15 protein-coding genes and 1 pseudogene are annotated in these 19,811 nt (G+C 70.3%); 8 read left to right on the plus strand and 8 right to left on the minus strand.

Annotated features, from left to right (window positions below; all coding sequences use genetic code 11):
* Positions 1-60: 60 nt before the first annotated feature.
* Positions 61-384, minus strand: coding sequence for a hypothetical protein (locus tag STRAU_RS16185; protein ID WP_016641409.1), 324 nt, complete (start codon positions 382-384; stop codon positions 61-63).
* A 60-nt stretch (positions 385-444) separates the two neighbouring features.
* Entirely contained in the window at positions 445-870 is a 426-nt protein-coding gene (locus STRAU_RS16190; protein ID WP_016641410.1) for a nuclear transport factor 2 family protein, read from the minus strand.
* Between the two features lie 241 nt (positions 871-1,111).
* Between STRAU_RS16190 and STRAU_RS16195 the strand changes: the two genes are divergently transcribed.
* The gene (locus STRAU_RS16195) at positions 1,112-1,666 is read left to right on the plus strand and encodes a hypothetical protein (protein WP_016641411.1); all 555 of its coding nucleotides are present in this window, start codon (positions 1,112-1,114) and stop codon (positions 1,664-1,666) included.
* 256 nt (positions 1,667-1,922) lie between these two features.
* Here STRAU_RS16195 and STRAU_RS16200 read toward each other — a convergent pair whose 3' ends face one another.
* The gene (locus tag STRAU_RS16200) at positions 1,923-3,113 is read right to left on the minus strand and encodes an IS701 family transposase (protein ID WP_016641412.1); all 1,191 of its coding nucleotides are present in this window, start codon (positions 3,111-3,113) and stop codon (positions 1,923-1,925) included.
* A 1,371-nt stretch (positions 3,114-4,484) separates the two neighbouring features.
* Between STRAU_RS16200 and STRAU_RS16205 the strand changes: the two genes are divergently transcribed.
* Positions 4,485-5,183 (plus strand): LmbU family transcriptional regulator, encoded by a 699-nt coding sequence (locus STRAU_RS16205; RefSeq protein WP_016641413.1) that lies wholly within the window; start codon positions 4,485-4,487, stop codon positions 5,181-5,183.
* Between the two features lie 334 nt (positions 5,184-5,517).
* Here the strand turns inward: STRAU_RS16205 and STRAU_RS16210 are convergent, their stop codons facing one another.
* On the minus strand, positions 5,518-6,162 hold the full coding sequence (locus STRAU_RS16210) for an FMN-binding negative transcriptional regulator (protein ID WP_016641415.1): 645 nt from the start codon (positions 6,160-6,162) through the stop codon (positions 5,518-5,520).
* A 392-nt stretch (positions 6,163-6,554) separates the two neighbouring features.
* Between STRAU_RS16210 and STRAU_RS16215 the strand changes: the two genes are divergently transcribed.
* Entirely contained in the window at positions 6,555-7,865 is a 1,311-nt protein-coding gene (locus tag STRAU_RS16215) for a lysine N(6)-hydroxylase/L-ornithine N(5)-oxygenase family protein (protein ID WP_016641416.1), read from the plus strand.
* Between the two features lie 189 nt (positions 7,866-8,054).
* Here the strand turns inward: STRAU_RS16215 and STRAU_RS16220 are convergent, their stop codons facing one another.
* Positions 8,055-8,279 (minus strand): MbtH family protein, encoded by a 225-nt coding sequence (locus tag STRAU_RS16220; RefSeq protein WP_016641417.1) that lies wholly within the window; start codon positions 8,277-8,279, stop codon positions 8,055-8,057.
* Positions 8,280-8,690: 411 nt separating this feature from the next.
* Between STRAU_RS16220 and argJ the strand changes: the two genes are divergently transcribed.
* From argJ to STRAU_RS16235, 3 genes are read left to right on the plus strand one after another with little or no spacing between them, the layout of a single operon-like run.
* Entirely contained in the window at positions 8,691-9,845 is a 1,155-nt protein-coding gene (gene argJ / locus STRAU_RS16225) for a bifunctional glutamate N-acetyltransferase/amino-acid acetyltransferase ArgJ (protein ID WP_016641418.1), read from the plus strand.
* A complete protein-coding gene (gene argB, locus STRAU_RS16230) occupies positions 9,842-10,753 on the plus strand; it encodes an acetylglutamate kinase (protein ID WP_016641419.1) in 912 nt (303 codons plus the stop codon). Before argJ ends, argB begins: the two co-directional genes overlap by 4 nt.
* Before the next feature lie 51 nt (positions 10,754-10,804).
* On the plus strand, positions 10,805-12,040 hold the full coding sequence (locus STRAU_RS16235) for an acetylornithine transaminase (RefSeq protein ID WP_016641420.1): 1,236 nt from the start codon (positions 10,805-10,807) through the stop codon (positions 12,038-12,040).
* A gap of 528 nt (positions 12,041-12,568) precedes the next feature.
* Here the strand turns inward: STRAU_RS16235 and STRAU_RS16240 are convergent.
* A pseudogene (locus STRAU_RS16240) lies at positions 12,569-12,820 on the minus strand (hypothetical protein); the annotation flags it as partial.
* A 665-nt stretch (positions 12,821-13,485) separates the two neighbouring features.
* Between STRAU_RS16240 and STRAU_RS16245 the strand changes: the two are divergent.
* Positions 13,486-15,744 (plus strand): MMPL family transporter, encoded by a 2,259-nt coding sequence (locus STRAU_RS16245; protein WP_052029108.1) that lies wholly within the window; start codon positions 13,486-13,488, stop codon positions 15,742-15,744.
* A gap of 23 nt (positions 15,745-15,767) precedes the next feature.
* Here the strand turns inward: STRAU_RS16245 and STRAU_RS16250 are convergent, their stop codons facing one another.
* Positions 15,768-17,345: an amidohydrolase family protein gene (locus STRAU_RS16250; RefSeq protein WP_078621258.1), complete on the minus strand. Its 1,578-nt coding sequence runs from the start codon at positions 17,343-17,345 to the stop codon at positions 15,768-15,770.
* A gap of 144 nt (positions 17,346-17,489) precedes the next feature.
* On the opposite strand from STRAU_RS16250, the gene STRAU_RS16255 reads away from it, so the two are divergent.
* Entirely contained in the window at positions 17,490-18,500 is a 1,011-nt protein-coding gene (locus STRAU_RS16255; RefSeq protein WP_037659812.1) for a Ppx/GppA family phosphatase, read from the plus strand.
* A gap of 55 nt (positions 18,501-18,555) precedes the next feature.
* On the opposite strand, the gene STRAU_RS16260 is transcribed toward STRAU_RS16255, so the two are convergent.
* Positions 18,556-19,800, minus strand: coding sequence for an aromatic ring-hydroxylating oxygenase subunit alpha (locus STRAU_RS16260; protein ID WP_016641427.1), 1,245 nt, complete (start codon positions 19,798-19,800; stop codon positions 18,556-18,558).
* Positions 19,801-19,811 lie beyond the last annotated feature (11 nt).

Consider the following 19,811-nt stretch of genomic DNA (forward strand, 5'->3'; position numbering starts at 1 on the left):
GCCGTCGTCCTCCTCTTCCTTTCGTGTTCCTTTCGTCTTCCTTCGTGCGCTCTATGACGCTCAGCCGGGGCCGGTGACAAAGCGCCGGATGACGCCGTCGGACACCGAGAACTCCCACGCGGTGTCGATGTCGCCCCAGATGTCGTTGTGGAAGCGGGCCTCGACGGACAGGCCGTCGGGCGACTCCCGCACCACCTCCATGCGCGCGTTCGAGGTGAGGAGCTCCCGCTCCACCCACGCGTCGAGGTCGCGCTCGGTGCCCACGTCGATCACGGTGGCGTCCTTGGCGAGAACGGCCCAAAGGGCTCCGGAATCCTGGGCGTTGACCGCGTCGACGAAGGCGCGTACGGCCGGGTGGGTCGGCATGTCGTCACGGGGGGTCATCGTTCGTGCCTCTCCTGGTGCTCCGGATGGTGGGGGGTGGCGGCGGCCCGGAAGGAGGGGTCAGTCGCCGGTCGCGGCCTGATGGAGGGCGAAGGTGTCCTCGAAGAGGTGGTAGCGGGTGACCTGGCCGCCGACGACCGTGAGGTGCGCGGCGAAGGGCGTCGTCAGCGGTTTGCCGTTGGCCTTGACGGTGTCCCGGAGGTGCCCGATGATCACCCCCTGCTCGCCGTCGACCACGATGTGCGTGACGGTGAACTCCTCGGGCTGCAGGTACTGGTGGAGCAGCGTGAAGAACTCCTTGACCCCCGCCTGCCCGGTCCGGTTTCCCGACCAGGGCACGGCCGGGGAGCCGGGAGCGATCCACTCCGCGTCCTCCGAGAACAGCCGCACCGCCCCGTCCAGATCCCGCTCGGCGAGCCGGGCCAGATAGGCGTCGATCGCACCCCTGGTGGCCTCGGCGGATCCCGTGGGGGACTGCGTGGACATCTCACCAACTCCTCGTCGAGTCTCGACCCTTGGTCGTGGAGTTCCAGTGTGGTGCGCCTGTTGCGGCGAGCGTAAGCGAGTCGACCCATTCCCGCCACGAGTTGGGGCTCGTCTGTGCTCGGAAACCGGCGGTGGCCGGAAACATTCGACGTGTCTCTGGCGTCGCACCTCGCGCCTCCCGTCGAGAGAGGGCGAACTCGAAAGCTTGCGCGTGGCGCCATAGTGGTGCGACTATGGCGCCATGGAGCTGACGCGGTACGTCGACAACCTGCGCCAGGAGCTGTCGGTCGCAGTGGAGTCGGGGGACGAGGAGACGCGCGAGCTCGCCGAACGCCTCGTCGCACCGCTTGTTTCGGCCGTCCGGCTCACCCTCCTCGACGCCCTGTCGGCCGCCGCGGACGAGATCACCCGCGACCTGGCCCCCGGGTCGGTCGAGATACGACTGCGCGGCCTGGAGCCGACGTTCGTCGTGCGGCTGCCCGCGCAGGAGCAGCCGTTCGGCGACGCGGGCGACGGCGGCTTCGACCGGGCGCGCAGTGGAGTGGCGCCATCGCTGGCACCACTGGTGCCAGCCACGGTGAACGGGGAGGACGGCGCGACCTCACGCATCAACTTCCGACCGCCGGAACACCTGAAGACCCGGATCGAGGAGGCCGCCGGCCATGAGCGGTTGTCGGTCAACGCCTGGCTGGTCCGGGCGGTGTCCGCGATGCTCGAGTTCGACGACCGTGGCCGTCGCGCCGAGCGGCGCGCACCGAGCGGCGTGCAGGAGGGCTCCCGGCACCGTCCGGGCTGAGTGAACCGGACCCACCCGCCGGACGCGTCCGACGCGCCCGGCGGCCAGAGCTTCGGTCCGGTGTGCTGCCGCACACCGGTACCGATCCCGCGGCCCTGGAGACCGACCTCCCCCGGCGGTCTCCAGGGCCGCACCCTTGCCGCTAATGCCGCTGATTTCCCCCGCAATTGACCTCAAGTCAATAGTGGCGCTGTGCGCTTCGTACCCAGGAATGTGCGATCGCAGTAGTCACCAAAGAAATGCCGACGGGCCAGGTTCAGACCAAGTGCAGGCGCTCCTGACTATTGCGGGGGAGGGGCGCCGGGCAGCATGGCATATGCCGGGGAACGGGTCGGTGTGTCAGCCGCTGATAGGTGTATGCCGCGGAAACGAGCGTCATGTGGTGATACCACCCGGGAAAGGAACGGCCCTCGAAGTCGAGGAGACCGAAGTGGCGTTCCATGCCCGCGACCGCGGTGGTGGTTCCGGTGCGGTGTGTGGCCAGTGAGGCAACGTTGTCGAGACGTTGATGAGTGAGGCTGGTGATCCACATGGACCCCGGGCGGCTTTCCGGCAGGATCTCGGTGAAAATGCGGTAGGGATATTCCGGCGTCGCTCCCGGCCGGGCTCCGGGCAAGCGCACCAGGACGGATCGCAGTTGGGTGTGCTGCCGCCGTCCGTCCGGCGCGGTGACGAGGACGGAGTCGGCGTTGCCCGAGGAGATGTGGGCCCGCGCGCTGACCGGTTCGGGGGCGCCCGGCGTGCGCTCGCCGACGGGCAGCACCTTCAGATGCTGGGGGACGGCGACCACGAAGTCCCGGGCCCGCTGGCTGAGTCCGCGCAGAAAGAGGGCCACGTCCGGGTCGTCGCTCATGTCGGCGACGACGGGCGCGGCGGTGGGCGAGGTGCGGGCCTCCAGCGTGTCCACCAGGTCGAGGGCCTGGGCCCACAGCGGGCGGTGGTCGATCTCGTCGGGTATCCGCGCGCGGCGGCGGAGCTGGGCGTCCTCGGTCCAGGGCGCCGGAAGCAGCAGCCGCCAGTCGACCGGGACCTGGAGGGCGCCGATGCCCAGGAAGGCGCCGAGGCCGAGCTGACAGTTCAGCGTGCGGCCGGAGGCGGGGTCGAAGTAGCGGTGCACGCCCACGGACCGGTCGCCGCGCTTGGGCAGCACCGCGCGGCCGATCGCCCATGTGGAGACCGGGCCGTGACCCCGCGCCCAGCGGGTGAGCTCGTCCATCACGGGCTCCCAGTCCCAGGGGCTCAGGCTCACGAACTGGCGCAGGGACTGCACGGCGGTGGGAGAGGCTGAGACCGCGCCGGCGAGGCGGCGTACGGACTTCTTGCCGGGAGTGATGAGCAGCCCCGCCAAATAGGCCCCCGCCCATCTGCGCTGATCGGCCCGGCGCAGATTCTGGAAGACCTGGTCGGTGAAGTCACTGAAAGGCGACGCGAGATGGGTTTCGGGCACCTCGCTGACCGGAGTCGATGCTGGCAATGCGCAGGGCAGAACCATGCTGCAATCCCTCCCGGACGTCCCTGAGCGGCGGTTGCCGAGCGTCGAGTCTAGGATCCGAGAGCGCGTCGCACCATCTTGCTGCGGCGGTGGTTGATGTGGCAACCGTGGCAGCAAATCGGGATCGCGCACGGCATCCGCGCGCGGGCCCCGGAGCCCGCGCCTCCGGGCCCTGGGTGAACTTCCGGAAGGGTTCCGCGAGGAGGATCAGGAATTCCAGATTCCGGATCGACGCCCGCGGAACGGGTCGTTCCGGAGTCGCCCGCCCTTCCGGGCGGAACGGCTGCCTCCCGGGCGCACGGGCGCCCCCGCGGCCCTCCGGTCCACCCCCTCACCCCTGCCCGTACCTCCCGTTCCTCGGTCCGGCCCGAACTCCGTATAGCCGTCCGGCGGCTTGTCGGAGGGGGTCCTTCGGGCACCTCGTGAGAATGGTGGCTCGTACGGGTGTTAAAAGTCCGTATGGAAAGTGCTAGCGTTCCCTAACGGTCCGCGGATTCCGCTATCGAGCACCGTTGGTGACAGACCATCACCAATCGCCCGGGACCCCTGCCCCGCAAAGTGAACGAAGTCCCCCCGCCTCCTGTACGTCCCCTTCTCTTCTGCAACTGTTTCGCTTCACGATGTGGTTGGCTCAAATTCATGCCTCTGATGGCGGAAGTTGATCTGAAGCCCCCGCAGAACGAGTCCTGGAGCGAGCTGTGTCACACCAGGACAGGGATAGCGAAGCTGAGCTATCTTGTTCGAACTTCGAAAAGTCGCGACGAGCGACAGCCTCTTCCTTGAATCTCCAACAGGCGTCGGGTTCTACTCGGTTGGGCCTTTGGAAGAGACCACTGCGAAGCCGGGTCACGGTACCGACGGGGGACACGTCGGCCGCCCCGATGACGCAGGGGTCCCTGGTCGAGGCGAACGGGGCGAGTAGTTGAACGGGGCGAGTAGTTGATGTACGAATCTGCACACATGCCGACTGAATGCCTTCCGCGCGGTCCTGAGGGCCGCGCCGAACGGCCGGACCTGCCTGTGCTCTGTGCCGGCGGCCCCCTCGAGCGGTGAGGGCGGCCCGTCGGCGTACCCGCATGTGGCGGCGCCGACGGATCCAGCCGTGAGTTGACGGAACTCTGACGACCCGATTCGGCGAGTGGCTCGACAGAGCCCTCATCCGGCCGATCGGCTGTGATTGATGGGCCAGCCCCTGCCTCGCGACGCGCGAAGGCCCCGATCCGTGCTGGATCAGGACACGGCTGCCCTACCTACCCGCAAGGCATCTTCTTGTTCGGATGCGGGCCCCTGTGTCCGTTTTCGTTCGATGTTCATTCACATGGAGGCATGATGACGAACCAGGTCAGCGACCTCGAGGGCTCGAAGGTTGTGCTCTTCCGTAGAAACGCGAGCGCGGTTCCGCGGCAGCGCAGGGCCGGAGTGGACGAGCGTCGTGGCCAGGTGCTGACGACGAAGGTGGGCCTGCAGATGCCGGTCGGCCTCACCTTCGAGGACTGGGAGCGGGCTGGACGCCAGCTCTCCGGAATTGTCAACTCCTCTTCCTGGTGGCTCGGGGACTGGCTGGTATACGGCAAGGACCACTACACCGACCGCTACCAGCGCGGCATTCGCGCGGCCGGGTTGCAGTACCAGACCCTGCGCAACTACGCGTGGGTCTCCCGGCGCTTCGACTTCAGCCGACGACGTGCGGCGCTGAGCTTCCAGCACCACGCGGAGCTGGCGTCGCTGCCGATCGACGAGCAGGAGCTCTGGCTCGACCGGGCCGAGCAGATGCAGTGGACGACCAAGCAGCTGCGCAGCGCCATCCGGGTCGCCCGCGAGGACGAGGCGCGCGATGTGACGCAGACACCCGAGACGATGCGGCGGCTGGCCGTTCCCGGCAGCCGGCTCCAGTGGTGGCACAAGGCCGCGGAGCAGTCCGGCATCGACTTCGAGCAGTGGGTGCTCGCGACCCTCGACAACGCCGCCGAGCGGGCGCTCGAGGACGAGGAAGAAGAACGCGAACAGGCGGGCATCAGCGCCTGATCGCGGCGTCCCGCCGACGGGACGAAGTCCCGGGCGGATCGCGCTACGCACAGCACCCGCCGAGGTCAGGGCAGTTGACCTCGGCGGGTGGCCATACGACGCGCAGGGCCCCCGCTCCGACAAGGAGTGCGGGCCCTGCGCGTCGGCACGTGGGCTCGTGCCTGCGCGCACACCGAGCCGCTGCCGCCGACCGGCCGTCGGACCCTCGAAATCCCGTGAGCGAGAAGAACGCGGAGGGCCCGGCAGACGGTCGGCGGCAGCGGTCCGGCGGTGCCGATGTGGACGTGCGCGTCGCGGACGAGGCCGGGGCGGGCGCGTCGCCCGCGCGGCAGGGTCAGCGCAGCTTGTCCATGAGCTGGGCCGCGGCCTGATGGCGCGTGCACTCGCGGCCGCCGAAGGACTCCCGCACGCGCTCCTGGACGTCGTCCGGCTGCTCCTGGCTGAGCTTGAACATGCCCTCGGCGCCGGTCACCCGGAACTGGAAGGCGCCGACGGCGGGCACGATCTTCCGGAAGTAGTCGAGCGACTCCGTCATGTCCCAGCCCGCGCCGAAGGCGCCCTCATAGGCACGCACGGTGGCCTTCACGACCTCCAGCGTGTTCTCTATGCCGTCGATCTTCTCCACGACGCCGTGCACATGCACGGAGGTGAAGTTCCACGTGGGCGCGGCGGGCGTCGTCCGGTACACGGTCGGTGACACATAGCCGTGCGGCCCCGTGAACGTCAGCAGATTCACGGTGCCCGACTCGAGGGCCTTCCAATGCGGGTTCGCCCGGTTCATATGGCCGAGCAGCCGGCCGCCGGAGAGGTCGTCCGACCATTCACCGGTCCACTCCGGATCCTGAATCACCGGCAGATGTGTGGCGAACGGCCCCGCTTCGGGACTGCCGTTGCTCACAAAAAGTGCCAACGGATTGCCGTGGATCAGGTCAAGCATCCACGAACTGTCCGGCTGGCGGTACTGGCTCGGAACGAACATCTGGGGCTCACCCCTTTCGTCAATCTCACTCACGGTGTGGTGTCAAGTCGCCGACGCTACCAGCGCTTTGCGAGGCGCAACCAAGAAATGCGGGCGCACGACATGGCTGTCCTGTCGACGGGACAGCCATGCCTGGCAGGTGATGCGGCCGGGACCTCTTGAAAGGTCCGTCCGGCCCCTCTAAGTTGGCGTGGCGGTGTTCTCCAGCGCAATACTCATGCGTGTCTCCCGGACCACCGGTCGAGATGTTCGAGACCATCAGCCGTACGTCAGACGAGAGTTGCCAGCATTTCCGACCGCAGCATTTCCGACCAAGATCCTCTGAGGCAACACAAATTACCTCGTCGAGGGTGCGGAATCCCTGTCGAAGCTACATCAGCGGGAGAGTGTCCATGGGTACGCGTGAACACGAGATATACGACATCGTCGGCATCGGGTTCGGCCCGTCCAACCTGTCCCTCGCCATAGCCCTGGAGGAGCACCAGGCCAATTCCTCGCAGCAGCCCGTCCGGGCCGCGTTCTTCGAACGGCAGCCGTCGTTCGGGTGGCACCGCAACATGCTCCTGCCGCAGGCGACGATGCAGATCTCGTTCCTGAAGGATCTCGCCACCTTCCGCAACCCGCTGTCGCGGTACAGCTTCGTCTCGTACCTGCACGCGTCGGACCGCCTGGTCCAGTTCGTGAACAACCAGGACTTCTTCCCCACGCGCCAGGAGTTCCACCAGTACCTGGAGTGGGCGGAGTCGGGCTTCCGGGACCGCGTCACGTACAACTCCGAGGTCACCGAGATCCGCGTGTCCGACGAGGGCTCCGGCGGCGAGCAGCTCCTGGAGATCGTCGTCCGCGACACCGTCGGCGGCGGCACCCGCGTGGTGCAGGCCCGCAACGTCACCGTCTCCACGGGCCTGGTGCCGCGCATGCCCGACGGCATGCTCCGCGACGAACGGGTCTGGCACAGCTCGGAGTTCCTCGCGAAGTACGGCCGGATGCGGCCCGAGGACCTGAAGAACGTGGCGGTCGTCGGCGCCGGCCAGAGCGCCGCCGAGATCACCAAGTACCTGCACGACAAGCTCCCGCACGCCCAGGTCTCCGCGATCCTGCCGTCGTACGGCTACTCCGTCGCGGACGACACGCCCTTCGCCAACCAGGTGTTCGACCCGACCGCGGTCGACCACTACTACTTCGGCACGGAGAACACGCGGGACGCGTTCTGGCGCTACCACAAGAACACGAACTACTCCGTCGTCGACGACGACGTGATCAGGGAGCTGTTCCGCCGCTCCTACGAGGAGGAGGTCGCGGGCGAGAAGCGGCTGCACTTCCTGAACCTCACCCGGGTCAAGGAGGTGAAGCGGTCCGGCAACGACACGCGTGTCGTACTGCACTCGCTCCTGGACGGCGAGAGCGAGCAGGAGATGGACGTCGACGCGCTCGTCTTCGCGACCGGCTACAGCACCATGGACGCCACCCGGCTGCTCGGCGACCTGGACCGGTTCTGCGAGCGCGACGAGGAGGGCCGTCACCGCGTGGAGCGCGACTACCGGGTCGTCACCTCCGGCGAGCTGTCCTGCGGCATCTACCTCCAGGGCGGCACCGAGCACACCCACGGCCTGACCTCGTCCCTGCTGTCGAACATCGCCGTACGCAGCGGTGAGATAGCCGACTCGATCGTCGAGCGGCGCGGAGCCGGGCAGCGGGTCTGAGCCGCACCCCCCCGAACCGGACGGCCCGTCAGCACCCCACCGCTGACGGGTCGTTCGCCTGTAGGCGCGCGGTGCAGAACAGGGGTGAGCTCCGAACGCAGAACAGCGGTGGGCTCCGAACAAGGGTGGGCCCCGGTGCCTTCCCGGCACCGGGGCCCACCCTTCGCGTCGCTCAGGAGCGCGCCCGCGTCACGCGGCCTGGTCCGCGGCCATCGCGTCGCGCAGGCTCTTGGGCCGCAGGTCGGTCCAGTTCTGCTCCACGTAGTCCAGGCACTCCTGGCGGCCGGCCTCGCCGAACACCACCCGCCAGCCGGCGGGGACCTCGGAGAACGAAGGCCACAGGGAGTGCTGCTCCTCGTCGTTCACCAAGACGTAGAACTGGCCATCCGCGTCGTCGAACGGGTTGCTGCTCATGGGTCCACTCCATTTCTAGCCGGTCACGACGGCTTCCCGGCGGAAGCGAATCGCGCTCAGGTACTGAAACACCCAGGCCGTACGGATAAGGCCGGTCTACGCGGAGAATCCGGCCGGCGGCCCGGTCGAGCATGGCACAGACGCGCCAGCCTCGTCATTGTCGGGCCGATTCGGCCCCGGCGTCCAGACCCGGCCGCGCTCAGGCAATTGGCCCGGCGTCACTGTCCCGTGGACAGGACAACCGATGCCGAAAGCCCGAACCGCCTGTAGTTTGTTGCGGGCTGTCGAGTCACCGCACTGCACTCTGTCGTCAGAATCGAGGAATGGGCGGCTCGGGTCGTGCCATTGTCGGTGGTCCCCCTCGGCTTTCCCGGGTGACTGGGAACTTCCACTCTAGGAGTTAGTAGCGCCATGAGCGTCACGGCAGCACAAGGGTTTTCGGCCGCGGGCGTCGCGGCCGGAATAAAAAGCAATGGAAATCCGGATGTGGCACTGATCGTGAACAACGGCCCGCGCCGGTCGGCGGCGGGTGTTTTCACCTCGAACCGGGTGAAGGCGGCGCCCGTCGTCTGGAGCGAACAGGTCCTGCGGGTGGGCACGGTGAGCGCCGTCGTCCTCAACTCCGGTGGCGCCAACGCCTGCACGGGTCCGGAGGGCTTCCAGGACACCCGGGCCACGGCCGAGAAGGTGGCCGCGAGCCTTGCGGGGCACCGCTCCGGCGAGGTCGCCGTGGCGTCCACCGGCCTGATCGGTGTGCGTCTTCCCATGGACAAGCTGCTGCCGGGAGTCGAGGCCGCCGCGGCCGAACTCTCCACGGACGGAGGCGAGAAGGCGGCCGTCGCGATCAAGACGACCGACAGCGTACACAAGACCGCCGTCGTCGAGGGTGACGGCTGGACGGTCGGCGGCATGGCCAAGGGCGCGGGCATGCTCGCCCCCGGCCTCGCCACCATGCTGGTCGTGCTCACCACGGACGCCGACCTGGACAGCGCCGCCCTGGACAAGGCGCTGCGCGCGGCGACCCGGGTGACCTTCGACCGCGTCGACTCCGACGGCTGCATGTCCACCAACGACACGGTGCTGCTGCTCTCCTCGGGCGCCTCCGGCACGGCGCCGGAGTACGCCGCGTTCGCCGACGCCGTCCGGCAGGTGTGCGACGACCTGGCGCGCCAGCTCATCGGTGACGCCGAGGGCGCCTCCAAAGACATCCGCATCGACGTCATCAACGCGGCTTCCGAGGACGACGCCGTGGAGGCCGGGCGTTCCATCGCCCGCAACAACCTCCTGAAGTGCGCCATCCACGGTGAGGACCCCAACTGGGGCCGGGTGCTGTCCGCCATCGGCACCACCTCCGCCGCCTTCGAGCCGAACCGCGTGAACGTCGCCATCAACGGCGTCTGGGTCTGCAAGGACGGCGCGATCGGCGCGGACCGGGAGGCCGTCGACATGCGCGGCCGTGAGGTCGTCATCACCACGGACCTGGCGGCCGGCGGGCAGTCGGCCACCCTGTGGGCCAACGACCTCACCGCCGAGTACGTCCACGAGAACAGCGCGTACTCGTCATGAGGATCAGCACGCAGGAGCACCCCGCACTGGTCAAGGCGCAGTCCGTGATGGACGCGCTGCCGTGGCTCAACCGCCACCAGGGCATGATCTGCGTCATCAAGTTCGGCGGCAACGCCATGATCAACGACGAGCTGAAGGCCGCCTTCGCGCACGACGTGGTCTTTCTGCGGCACGCCGGCCTCAAGCCCGTCGTCGTACACGGCGGCGGCCCGCAGATCAGCTCCGCCCTGCGACTGCACAACATCGACAGCGAGTTCAAGGCGGGCCTCAGGGTCACCTCGCCCGAGGCCATGAACGTGGTCCGGATGGTGCTCGCCGGTCAGGTGCAGCGCGAACTCGTCGGCCTCATCAACCAGCACGGCCCGCTCGCCGTCGGCCTCACCGGCGAGGACGCGGACACCGTCACCGCGACCAAGCACTGGCCGGAGGGCGAGGAGGGCGAGAAGATCGACATCGGCCGGGTCGGCGAGATCGTCGGGGTGAACCCCGGCGCCGTCGAGGCGCTGCTCGCGGACGGCCGCATTCCGGTCATCTCGCCGGTGGCCCGGAGCGTGGACGACGAGCACGTCTACAACGTGAACGCCGACACCGCGGCCGCCGCCATAGCGGCCGCCCTGAACGCCCACACGCTGGTCTTCCTCACCGACGTCGAGGGCCTGTACGCGGACTGGCCGCACAGCGACGAGGTCATCAGCAGGCTCAGCGCCAGCGAACTGGAGAAGATCCTTCCGGAGCTGGCCGACGGCATGGTCCCTAAAATGGCAGGCTGCCTGCACGCGGTCCGCAACGGCGTGGGCAGCGCGCGCGTCATCGACGGACGGGTCCAGCACTCGGTGCTGCTCGAGATGTTCACGCGCGAGGAGATCGGCACGCTGGTGATGCCGGACACGGAGCAGGATCCGCGATGAGCGGGGCCGAAGAGGGGTTGCGATGAGCGCGGCCGCCAGGGAGGGAATGCGATGAACGAGGACACGGGCGCCACAGCGGCCACCGGCGCCGTGGGGGAGCGCGGGAACGCGAAGCTCACCGAGCGCTGGCAGTCGTCCTTGATGGACAACTACGGCACGCCGAGGGTGCCGTTGGTGCGCGGCGAGGGCGCCGCCTTCTGGGACGCGGACGGCAAGAAGTACCTCGACTTCCTCGGGGGCATAGCCGTGAACTCCCTGGGCACCGCGCACCCCGCCGTCGTACGCGCCGTCAGCGAGCAGGTCGGCCGGCTCGGCCATGTGTCGAACCTGTTCATCGCCGAGCCGCCGGTGCGGCTGGCCGAACGCCTGCTGCGGCTGACCGGGCGCAAGGGGCGGGTGTTCTTCTCCAACTCCGGCGCGGAGGCGAACGAGGCGGCGTTCAAGATCGGCCGGCTGACCGGCCGCCGCCGCATGGTCGCCACCGAGGGCGGCTTCCACGGCCGCACCATGGGCGCCCTCGCGCTGACCGGCCAGCCCGCCAAGCGCGCGGCGTTCGAGCCGCTGCCCGGTGACATCACGCATGTCCCGTTCGGCGACGCGGCGGCGCTGCGCGCGGCCGTCGACCACGACACCGCGCTCGTCGTCATCGAGCCGATCCAGGGCGAGAACGGCGTCGTCGTACCGCCCCCCGGCTATCTCGCCGCGGCCCGCGAGATCACCCGGGCCGCCGGCGCGCTGCTCGTCCTCGACGAGGTGCAGACCGGCATCGGCCGCACCGGTCACTGGTTCGAGCACCTGGCGCACGGTGTCGAGCCGGACGTCCTCACGCTCGCCAAGGGCCTCGGCGGCGGCATGCCCATCGGCGCGACCCTGGCCTTCGGCCCGGCCGCCGAGCTGATGGCGCCCGGCGCGCACGGCACCACCTTCGGCGGCAACCCGGTCTCCTGCGCCGCCGCGCTCGCCGTGCTCGACACGATCCACGGCGACGGGCTCCTGGACCAGGTGAAGCGGCAGGGCGAGGCGCTGCGGCAGGGCATCGAGGCCCTCGCGCACCCGCTGGTCGACCGGGTGCGCGGCGCCGGACTGCTCCTCGGCATCGTCCTCACCGAGCCGTGTGCCCCGCGCGTGCAGCAGGCCGCCCAGGACGCCGGACTGCTGGTGAACGCGGCCCTGCCGGACACGATCCGGCTCGCGCCGCCGCTGATCATCGGCGAGGACGAGGTGACGGCGTTCCTGCGCGCGCTGCCCGGTGTCCTCGACCGGGTGCGGCGGGAGGGCGGCGCCTGACCCCGACCGCACGATGACCGATCGGGCCGTCCACCCACCGGTGGGCGGCCCGATCGGTGTCCGGCCCCGTCCCGCTGCTCAGCCGGCGTCGCCCTTGGGGGACTTGCGGGGCCGGCGCGGTCCGGGCGGTGTGCGGGCGGCGTGGTGGTCGGCCTGCTGCGGCAGGCCGACCAGGGCGTGGAAGACGTCGTCGAGATCGGCGGTGTGCACGGTGAGCGCGGTGGCCTCGACGGCCGCGTCGTCGAGGGCGTCGAGCACGGCGCGCAGCGCGGGCACGCTGCCGTCGCTCGGCAAGCGCAGGGCGAGCGTCTCGTGGTCGGGCACGGCGCGGTCGAAGAGCGGGGCGGCCGATTCGAGGGCGCCGGCGTCGGCGAACTGGACGCGGATGTAACCGCTGGGCGGGCCGGGGTCGGTCAGCGGGATCACCGGCGCCATGGACGCGGGCAGGGGTCGCGGTGCTTCGTGGTGCTGTTCCGCCGTCCCGCGCCGCTGCGCTTCCCGGTGCTGTTCCGCCGCGCCGTGCGGCTGCGCGTCCGGCGCCGGCGTCACCACGAACTCGGGGTCGAGGCCCCGCAGTTGCACGGTCACCGAGCAGCCCGGGGCGAGGTCGCGGGTGACCTCGCCCATGGCGGCGGACAGCGCGTTGAGCAGGGTGAGGCGGGCGGCGGTCTCGAGGGGGGCGGTGAGTCGTCGGGCCAGGGCGCGGGCTTCGTCGCCGCCCGCGTCCGCGGCGACTGCGAGCTCGTGCCGGAAATCGTCGACGTATGGCGTGAGGTCCATGACGCCATCATGGCATGAAGATGGCGCCATTCAAGTGCCACTTTAGTCGGGTCTCTTGGTCGACCGGACCTTGGCGCCTCGGGCCGCATCTTCGGCGTGCGCGGCCGTGCGGCTGCGCGCCGGGCCTCAGCCGGAAGCGCTTCGCCGGTGCGAACCAAGTGGACTGCTTCCTGTGTGGTTCTGCTCAGGATGCTGGCCCTGTCTCGCACCATCATTGGCGACTGCAACCCACTCGTACGGAAATGTGTGGGTGGCGGTGCGGAGGAATGGCCTCGTCCGGGGGTGCGCTGCTGCCGAGGGTGAGCCCTCGGCTCGCGGTGCCACCGCCCGGCGCCGGGGCGCTCGAACGGGTGTCTGCCTGCGCCCCTGACCGCCCCCGCCCCCGCCTCGGGACCTGTGATGACGCGGTGAAGACCACCCTGGTGCCGGGTGTGCGCCATGAGTGGCTTGCAATGGCGCCACTATGGTGCCATCGTAGCGCTATGGACCCCACGCCGTACGTGAACTCGGCCTCCCCGGGCCGGTCCGGCCGTGCTGTCCCCTGTCTGCCGCAGCCGTCGCCGTGCCCCGGCCGCCGAGCCCCGCGGTGACGCGCGCCGAAGCCGCCGCGGCGGTCTTCGCACTGTCCCCCTGGTCCTGACTACCCGACAGGAGTCCCCTTCGCCGTGGCTACCATCCTGTACAAACTGGGCCGCTTCGCCTTCCGGCGACGCGGCTTGATGGCACTGCTGTGGGTGCTGATCTTCGGCGGGGTGGGCTTCGCCGCCTCGTCCGCGCCGACGCCCCCCGCCGACACGTTCTCGATGCCGGGCACCGAGTCGCAGAAGGCGTACGACCTGCTCGAGGACAAGTTCCCGGGCGCGAGCGCCGACGGGGCCACGGCCCGCGTGGTGCTGCGCGTGCCGGGCGGCGGGAACGTCACCCAGGCCGGCGAGAAGGCCAAGGTCGACAAGGTCGTCGCCGAGCTGCGCAAGGCGCCCCAGGTGGCGGGCGTCGGCGACCCCTACGCCGCGGGCGGCGCCGCCGTCAGCAAGGACAAGTCCACCGTCTATGTGTCCGCCGTCTACAAGGTCGTCGCGACCAAGGTGACCGACAAGGCGCACGACGCCCTGGACAAGACGCTGGAGAACGCCCGCAAGAGCGGGCTGAAGGCCGAGGCCGGCGGTGACGCCGTCAAGATCGAGCAGTCCATGGGCGGTTCCTCCGAGGCGATCGGCGTCGCCGTCTCCGCGATCGTCCTCATCCTCACCTTCGGCTCCATGATCGCCGCCGGTATGCCGCTGCTCACCGCGCTCGTCGGTGTCGGCGTCGGCATCTCCGCCATCACCGCGCTCGGCTCCACCCTGGGGCTTTCGTCCACGACCACGACACTGGCCATGATGATCGGCCTCGCGGTCGGCATCGACTACGCCCTGTTCATCGTCTCCCGCTACCGGTCGGAGATCGCCGAGGGCCGCGACCGCCAGGACGCCGCGGGACGGGCCGTGGGCACCGCCGGTACCGCCGTGGTCTTCGCCGGACTCACCGTCATCATCGCCCTGGCGGGCCTGGTCGTCGTGAACATCCCGATGCTCACCAAGATGGGCATGGCGGCCGCGGGCACCGTCGGCATCGCGGTGCTCATCGCCATCACGCTGGTCCCGGCACTCCTCGGCTTCGCGCCCGTCAAGGTGCTGGCCCGCAAGGACCGCGCCCAGTACAAGGGCAAGCCGCTCTCGGAGAAGCAGCGGCGCAAGGCCGAGAAGCGGGCCCTGCAGCAGCAGCGGCCGAACCTCGGCGCCCGCTGGGCGCGCTTCGTCCTGCGCCACCCGGTCGCCGTGCTGCTCCTCGCGGTCGTCGGCCTCGGCGCGGTCGCCGTCCCCGCGGCCGGCATGAAGCTCGGTCTGCCCAGCGAGGGCACCATGGCGCCGGACACCACTCAGCGCAAGGCGTACGACATGATGTCGGACTCCTTCGGCAAGGGCTTCAACGGCCCGCTGATGGTGACGATCGAGGACAAGAACGCCAAGGCCGAGGCCGACGACGTCCGCGCGCGGTTCGAGAAGACGGCCGGCGTCGAGTCGGTCGGACCGGCCTCGCTCAACAAGGCCGGCGACACCGCCATCGTGAACGTCGTACCCAAGGCGGGCCCGGCCGAGGACGACACCAAGGACCTGGTCAAGTCCCTGCGGGGGATGGCGAAGGACATCAGGGCCGACAACGGCCCCGAAATCCTGCTGACCGGCCAGACCGCCATGTTCATCGACTTCTCCAAGACTCTCGACGACGCCCTCCTGCCCTACCTGGGCACGGTCGTGGGCCTGGCCTTCCTGCTCCTGATGCTGGTCTTCCGCTCCGTCCTGGTGCCGCTGAAGGCCGCGCTCGGCTTCCTGCTGTCGGTGACCGCCGCGCTCGGCGCGGTCGTCGCGGTCTTCCAGTGGGGCTGGCTCGCGGACGTCTTCGGCGTCGACCAGCCGAGTCCGATCATGAGCACGATGCCGATCTTCATGATCGGTGTGGTGTTCGGCCTCGCGATGGACTACGAGGTGTTCCTCGTGACGCGGATGCGCGAGGCGTTCGTGCACGGCGTCGAGCCGCGCGAGTCGGTCGTCACCGGATTCCGGTACAGCGGCCGGGTGGTCAGCGCGGCCGCCGTCATCATGATCAGCGTCTTCTCCGGATTCATCATGGAGGAGAACGACCTGGTGAAGATGATCGGCTTCGGGCTCGCCATCGCCGTCCTCTTCGACGCCTTCATCGTCCGCATGACCATCGTGCCCGCGCTGTTCGCCCTGCTCGGCAGGTCGGCGTGGTGGCTGCCGAAGTGGCTCGACTGGCTGCTCCCGAACATGGACGTCGAGGGCGAGAAGCTGTCCCGGCGCCTGGCCGGCAAGGAGCAGGTGCCGCAGCAGCAGCGTCAACCCGAACCGCAGTACCGGCACTGACGCCAAGAGCCGGCGGCGGGAGCTCAGCGCCGCACCGCCCGCCCCGGCAGCGCGTCCGGCACCAACTCCCCGTGCGCCACCACCGGTGTCCCGCCGACGAGGACGTGGGCGAACCCGACGGACGGCCGGGTGCTGTCGGCGTACGTCGCCCGGTCGCCGACCGTGGCGGGGTCGAAGACGACGAGGTCGGCGTCGCAGCCGGCCTGCACACGGCCCTTGCGGCGCAGCGCGGGCACGCCGGACTCCAGTACGCGCGCGGGCAGATGGGTGGCCCGGCCGACGGCGTCGAGCAGGCCGAGGGCGCCGAGTTCGCGTACGTACCGGCGCAGCATCCTGGAGAACGTGCCCGCCGTGCGCGGGTGCGTGACGGCGGCGCCCGGCGGCAGCGGCCACGCCAGCGGGTCCGGCGCCGGCCCCGTCCAGGTCAGCGGCATCGCGTCGGAGCCCACCACGGTGGAGGGGTGCAGCAGGGCCCGGTCGATGAACGCCCGGTCGGCGGCGTCGGTCTCGTCGAGGAAGTGCAGCACGGCGAGCGCGCCCGGGTCGGCGGCGCGCAGCTCGCGCAGCCGGGTGAGGTCCCGGATCCGCTCGCCGGTGGCCGCGAGGACGATGTCACCGACGTCGAGTCCGGCCGCGGGCAGCATCTCCGGGGCCAGGAACGCGGCGCCCACGGCGGTCATGCCGGCGCCGTAGGGATAAGCCTCCGTGGAGATGCGGCCGCCCTCGGCCCTGGCCCGGTCGAGAACGGCGAGGACCCGGTCGGTGTGGCGCCGCGAGGTCGACGTGACATGGCAGTAGTGGGCGTGCACACCGGTCTCGCCCGCCGCCCGCGCGATCTCCTCCGCGCCGTCGACGGGGATGTCGGGGACCTGGTCGACGAGGCTCCGGGCATGCGTGAACGTCGGCAGTCCGGCCAGGGCGGCGAGGCGGGCCACGGCCAGGTACTCCTCGGGCCGGATCCGCGGGGCGTAGCCGACGATCAGGCCGACGCCGAGCGCGCCGTCGGCGAGGTCGCGGCGCAGCAGTTCGAGGAGCGCGTCCTCCTGGGGCCGGGTGGCCTCCCGCTGCCAGGCCGCGTCGCCCAGGTGTTCCAGGGCGGCCGTGGCGCCACCGCCGTGCGGCAGCGCGCCGACGACGGCCATGCGGGCCTGCGCCCAGGACGTGGAGAAGCCGTAGTTGAGGGGGCGGCCCTCGGCGGCGGCCTGCCGGTACGCCTCGCCGACGGGGGAGAGGCCCAGTTCCAGTTCGAGGGCCGTGGTCACGCCGTCGAGGGCCTGGAGGCGGTGGCCGGCCACGGTGTGCGAGTGGCTGTGCAGGTCGATGAAGCCCGGGGCCACGACCAGGCCCGTCACGTCCAGCGTCCGGTGGCCGGTGAGCGTACGTGAGGAATCGGTGCAGGTCTCGGGCGTCGCCGGGGCCGTGCCCGGGGTGGCGCGGACCGTGGCCGATGCGACCCTGGAGGCGGGAGAGACCGCCGTGATCGTGCCGCCCGTCACCGCCACGTCGGCGAGCGCGTCGAGCCCGGTCTCCGGGTCCAGGACCCGGCCTCCGCGCAGCACCAGATCGTGCACATCGTCGGGTGGAGCGGCGTAAGCGGTCATGTGTCCACGGTAGGGGCAGAGGGGGCGGAAAACGGCTTGCGCGACTGCCAGATGGCGACAAGATGGCGTGGGCAAGTCGCCCAGGAAAACGTGAGGTGTCTCATTCGTGTGCGTGCCGCGACGTGCTCTGGGTACTGAGGGCTCATGCGAGTGAGCGTGCTGGATGTGGGATCGCGCACGGTGCGCCTCGTGGTGGCGGACGCCACGGGCGGAGCACCGCTGCCCGTCCACACGGAGAAGTGGAAGCTGCGGCTCTGCGAACGGGTCGAGCCCGGCGGGCCGTTCGACGAGGAGGCCGTGCGGCACCTCGTGCGTGCCGTGGACGCGGCCGCGGTGACGGCCGCGCGCTGGGGCGCCGAGCCCCCGCTGGCCTTCGCGACCGCGGTGGTGCGGGACGCGCCGAACCGCAGGGAGGTGCTGAACGCCGTGCGGGCGAGCACCGGAGTCGGACTGACCACGCTGCCGGGCGAGTTGGAGGCCGAGCTGACCTTTCTCGGCGCCCGCCGGTGGCTCGGCTGGCGGGCGGGATCGCTGGTGCTGCTCGACATCGGCGGCGGGTCGCTCGAAGTGGCCTTCGGGCGCGGGCGGCTGCCGGACTTCGCGGTGTCGCTGCCGCTCGGCGCGAACCGCCTCACGCACGAGTACCTGCACGGCGAGGACCCGCCCGCCCCGCAGGACGTCAAGGCGCTGCGCCGCAGGGTGCGCCACCAACTGCGGGACGTGGCGGCGCGGATCCGCTGGGAGGGGCCGCACACGGCGGTCGCCACGTCGCGTACGTTCCAGCAGCTGGCGCGTCTCACGGGCGCGGCACCCGGACGGCACGGGCCGTTCGTGCCCCGGCGCCTGGACCGGTCGGCGCTGCGCCGGGCGAAGGACCGCCTCGCGCGGCTGCCGGCCGCCGAACGCGTGCGGCTGCCGGGGATCTCGGCGCCGCGGGCCGGGCAGAGCCTGGCCGGGGCGGTCGTCGGGCACACGGCCATGAAGCTCATGGGCATCGCGTCGGCGGACATCTGCCCCTGGGCGGTGCGCGAGGGCATCCTGCTGCGCCGCATCGAGGACGGCGAGCAGTGGTGGGCGGACCTGACCGCGGGCCTCACGGACGGCGCGGGGCGCGCCCCCGGGGGCACGGTGTCGCTGCGGGTCGCCTCCTCCTGACCCCGCCAGGGGCGCACGTTCCGGCGGCCGGTGGGCACCGGAACGCGCGCCGCGATCAGGGCGCGGTCTTGCTGAGCCCGCCCGCGCGGGCGCCCTTCCTGGCCCGCTTGGCACCGGCACCGGTGCCGTTACCGCCGCTGATGCCGCCGCCGTTGGCGGCCCCGTTGCCCGAGCCGTTCGTGCCGGTGCCGCCCGTCGCCGGGGCCGCCACCGGGGCGTCGCCGTCGGCGGCTCCCGGCTCCGGCGAGTGGTCCGCCTCCCGTGCCTCGGCCTCCGCGCGTGCCTCCGCCTTCAACCGGTCGCGCATCTGGAGGTACTTGGCGTTCATCTCGTCGACGGCGATGAACTTGTTCACGCCGCGCTCGCTGACCTTGGGCTCCTGGCGCGCCATGATGTCGTTGTCCTGCTGGTCCTGGACGTACTGCTCCATCATCAGCGAAAGCCGCAGGATCAGCGGCCGCAGCGGCTTGACCGGCACCATCGTCCTGAGCAGCGGGTACTCGTACAGCCGCATGATCGCCTGGGTGTGGTGCTCGTCGATGGGCACGAGCCAGGTCGTGACCTCCAGCAGTCCCTGCTTCACGTGCGTCATGCACGGGGCCTGGTAAATGAGGTTGAAGTGCCAGGAGTTGGAGGGGTTGCCCTCCTCGCACTGGTCGAAGGTGTTGCGGATGATCGTGCCCTCGACGTCCACGCGATGGTTCACGATCTTGTTGGCGGCGATGTAGCGCTCGCGCCCGTCCATCCAGAGCTTGCGCCAACTGCCGTACATGAACGTGTAGTCGATGATGTTCGCCCAGTGATCACGGTGCACGAACGTCACGTGGTAGAACTCGAGCAGGCTCTCGATGTAGCGCGTGTAGTGGACCGGGCGGCTGAAGGTGATGGTCTCGTACGGCCGCGGGTGCTCCGCGAGTTCGTGCGGCAGCTCGATCTCCGGCAGCTTCGCGCGCTTGTCGCCCCACCACAGCCACACCAGGTCGTACTTCTCCCGCACTTGGTAGGTGTCGACCCGCAACGACGCCGGCACGCGGCCCTCCGAGCCGAGCGCCGGCACCAGGCGGCAGGCCCCGTCGGTGCCGAACCGGAAGCCGTGGTACGGGCAGGCCACCGAGTTGCCCACGAGGCGGCCGTCGGCCAGGTTCGCGCCCTTGTGCGGGCAGCGCGCCGACTGGCACACCAGGTTGCCGTCGAGATCGCGCCAGAGCACCAGCTCCTCGCCCATGCGGCGCACCCCGGTCGGAGCGTCGCGTTTGATGTCGTCGGTCCGCAGAATCGGATACCACTGATTCGGGATCATCAGGAACTTCC

The organism is Streptomyces aurantiacus JA 4570 (genome assembly GCF_000414115.1).
GTDB lineage: Bacteria > Actinomycetota > Actinomycetes > Streptomycetales > Streptomycetaceae > Streptomyces > Streptomyces aurantiacus_A.

Coding starts and splice junctions, on each gene's coding strand:
- STRAU_RS16185 (WP_016641409.1), bottom strand. CDS start 384: ATGACCCCCCGTGACGACATGCCGACCCACCCGGCCGTACGCGCCTTC.
- STRAU_RS16190 (WP_016641410.1), bottom strand. CDS start 870: ATGTCCACGCAGTCCCCCACGGGATCCGCCGAGGCCACCAGGGGTGCG.
- STRAU_RS16195 (WP_016641411.1), top strand. CDS start 1,112: ATGGAGCTGACGCGGTACGTCGACAACCTGCGCCAGGAGCTGTCGGTC.
- STRAU_RS16205 (WP_016641413.1), top strand. CDS start 4,485: ATGATGACGAACCAGGTCAGCGACCTCGAGGGCTCGAAGGTTGTGCTC.
- STRAU_RS16210 (WP_016641415.1), bottom strand. CDS start 6,162: ATGTTCGTTCCGAGCCAGTACCGCCAGCCGGACAGTTCGTGGATGCTT.
- STRAU_RS16215 (WP_016641416.1), top strand. CDS start 6,555: ATGGGTACGCGTGAACACGAGATATACGACATCGTCGGCATCGGGTTC.
- STRAU_RS16220 (WP_016641417.1), bottom strand. CDS start 8,279: ATGAGCAGCAACCCGTTCGACGACGCGGATGGCCAGTTCTACGTCTTG.
- argJ (WP_016641418.1), top strand. CDS start 8,691: ATGAGCGTCACGGCAGCACAAGGGTTTTCGGCCGCGGGCGTCGCGGCC.
- argB (WP_016641419.1), top strand. CDS start 9,842: ATGAGGATCAGCACGCAGGAGCACCCCGCACTGGTCAAGGCGCAGTCC.
- STRAU_RS16235 (WP_016641420.1), top strand. CDS start 10,805: ATGAACGAGGACACGGGCGCCACAGCGGCCACCGGCGCCGTGGGGGAG.
- STRAU_RS16250 (WP_078621258.1), bottom strand. CDS start 17,345: ATGACCGCTTACGCCGCTCCACCCGACGATGTGCACGATCTGGTGCTG.
- STRAU_RS16255 (WP_037659812.1), top strand. CDS start 17,490: ATGCGAGTGAGCGTGCTGGATGTGGGATCGCGCACGGTGCGCCTCGTG.
- STRAU_RS16260 (WP_016641427.1), bottom strand. CDS start 19,800: ATGATCCCGAATCAGTGGTATCCGATTCTGCGGACCGACGACATCAAA.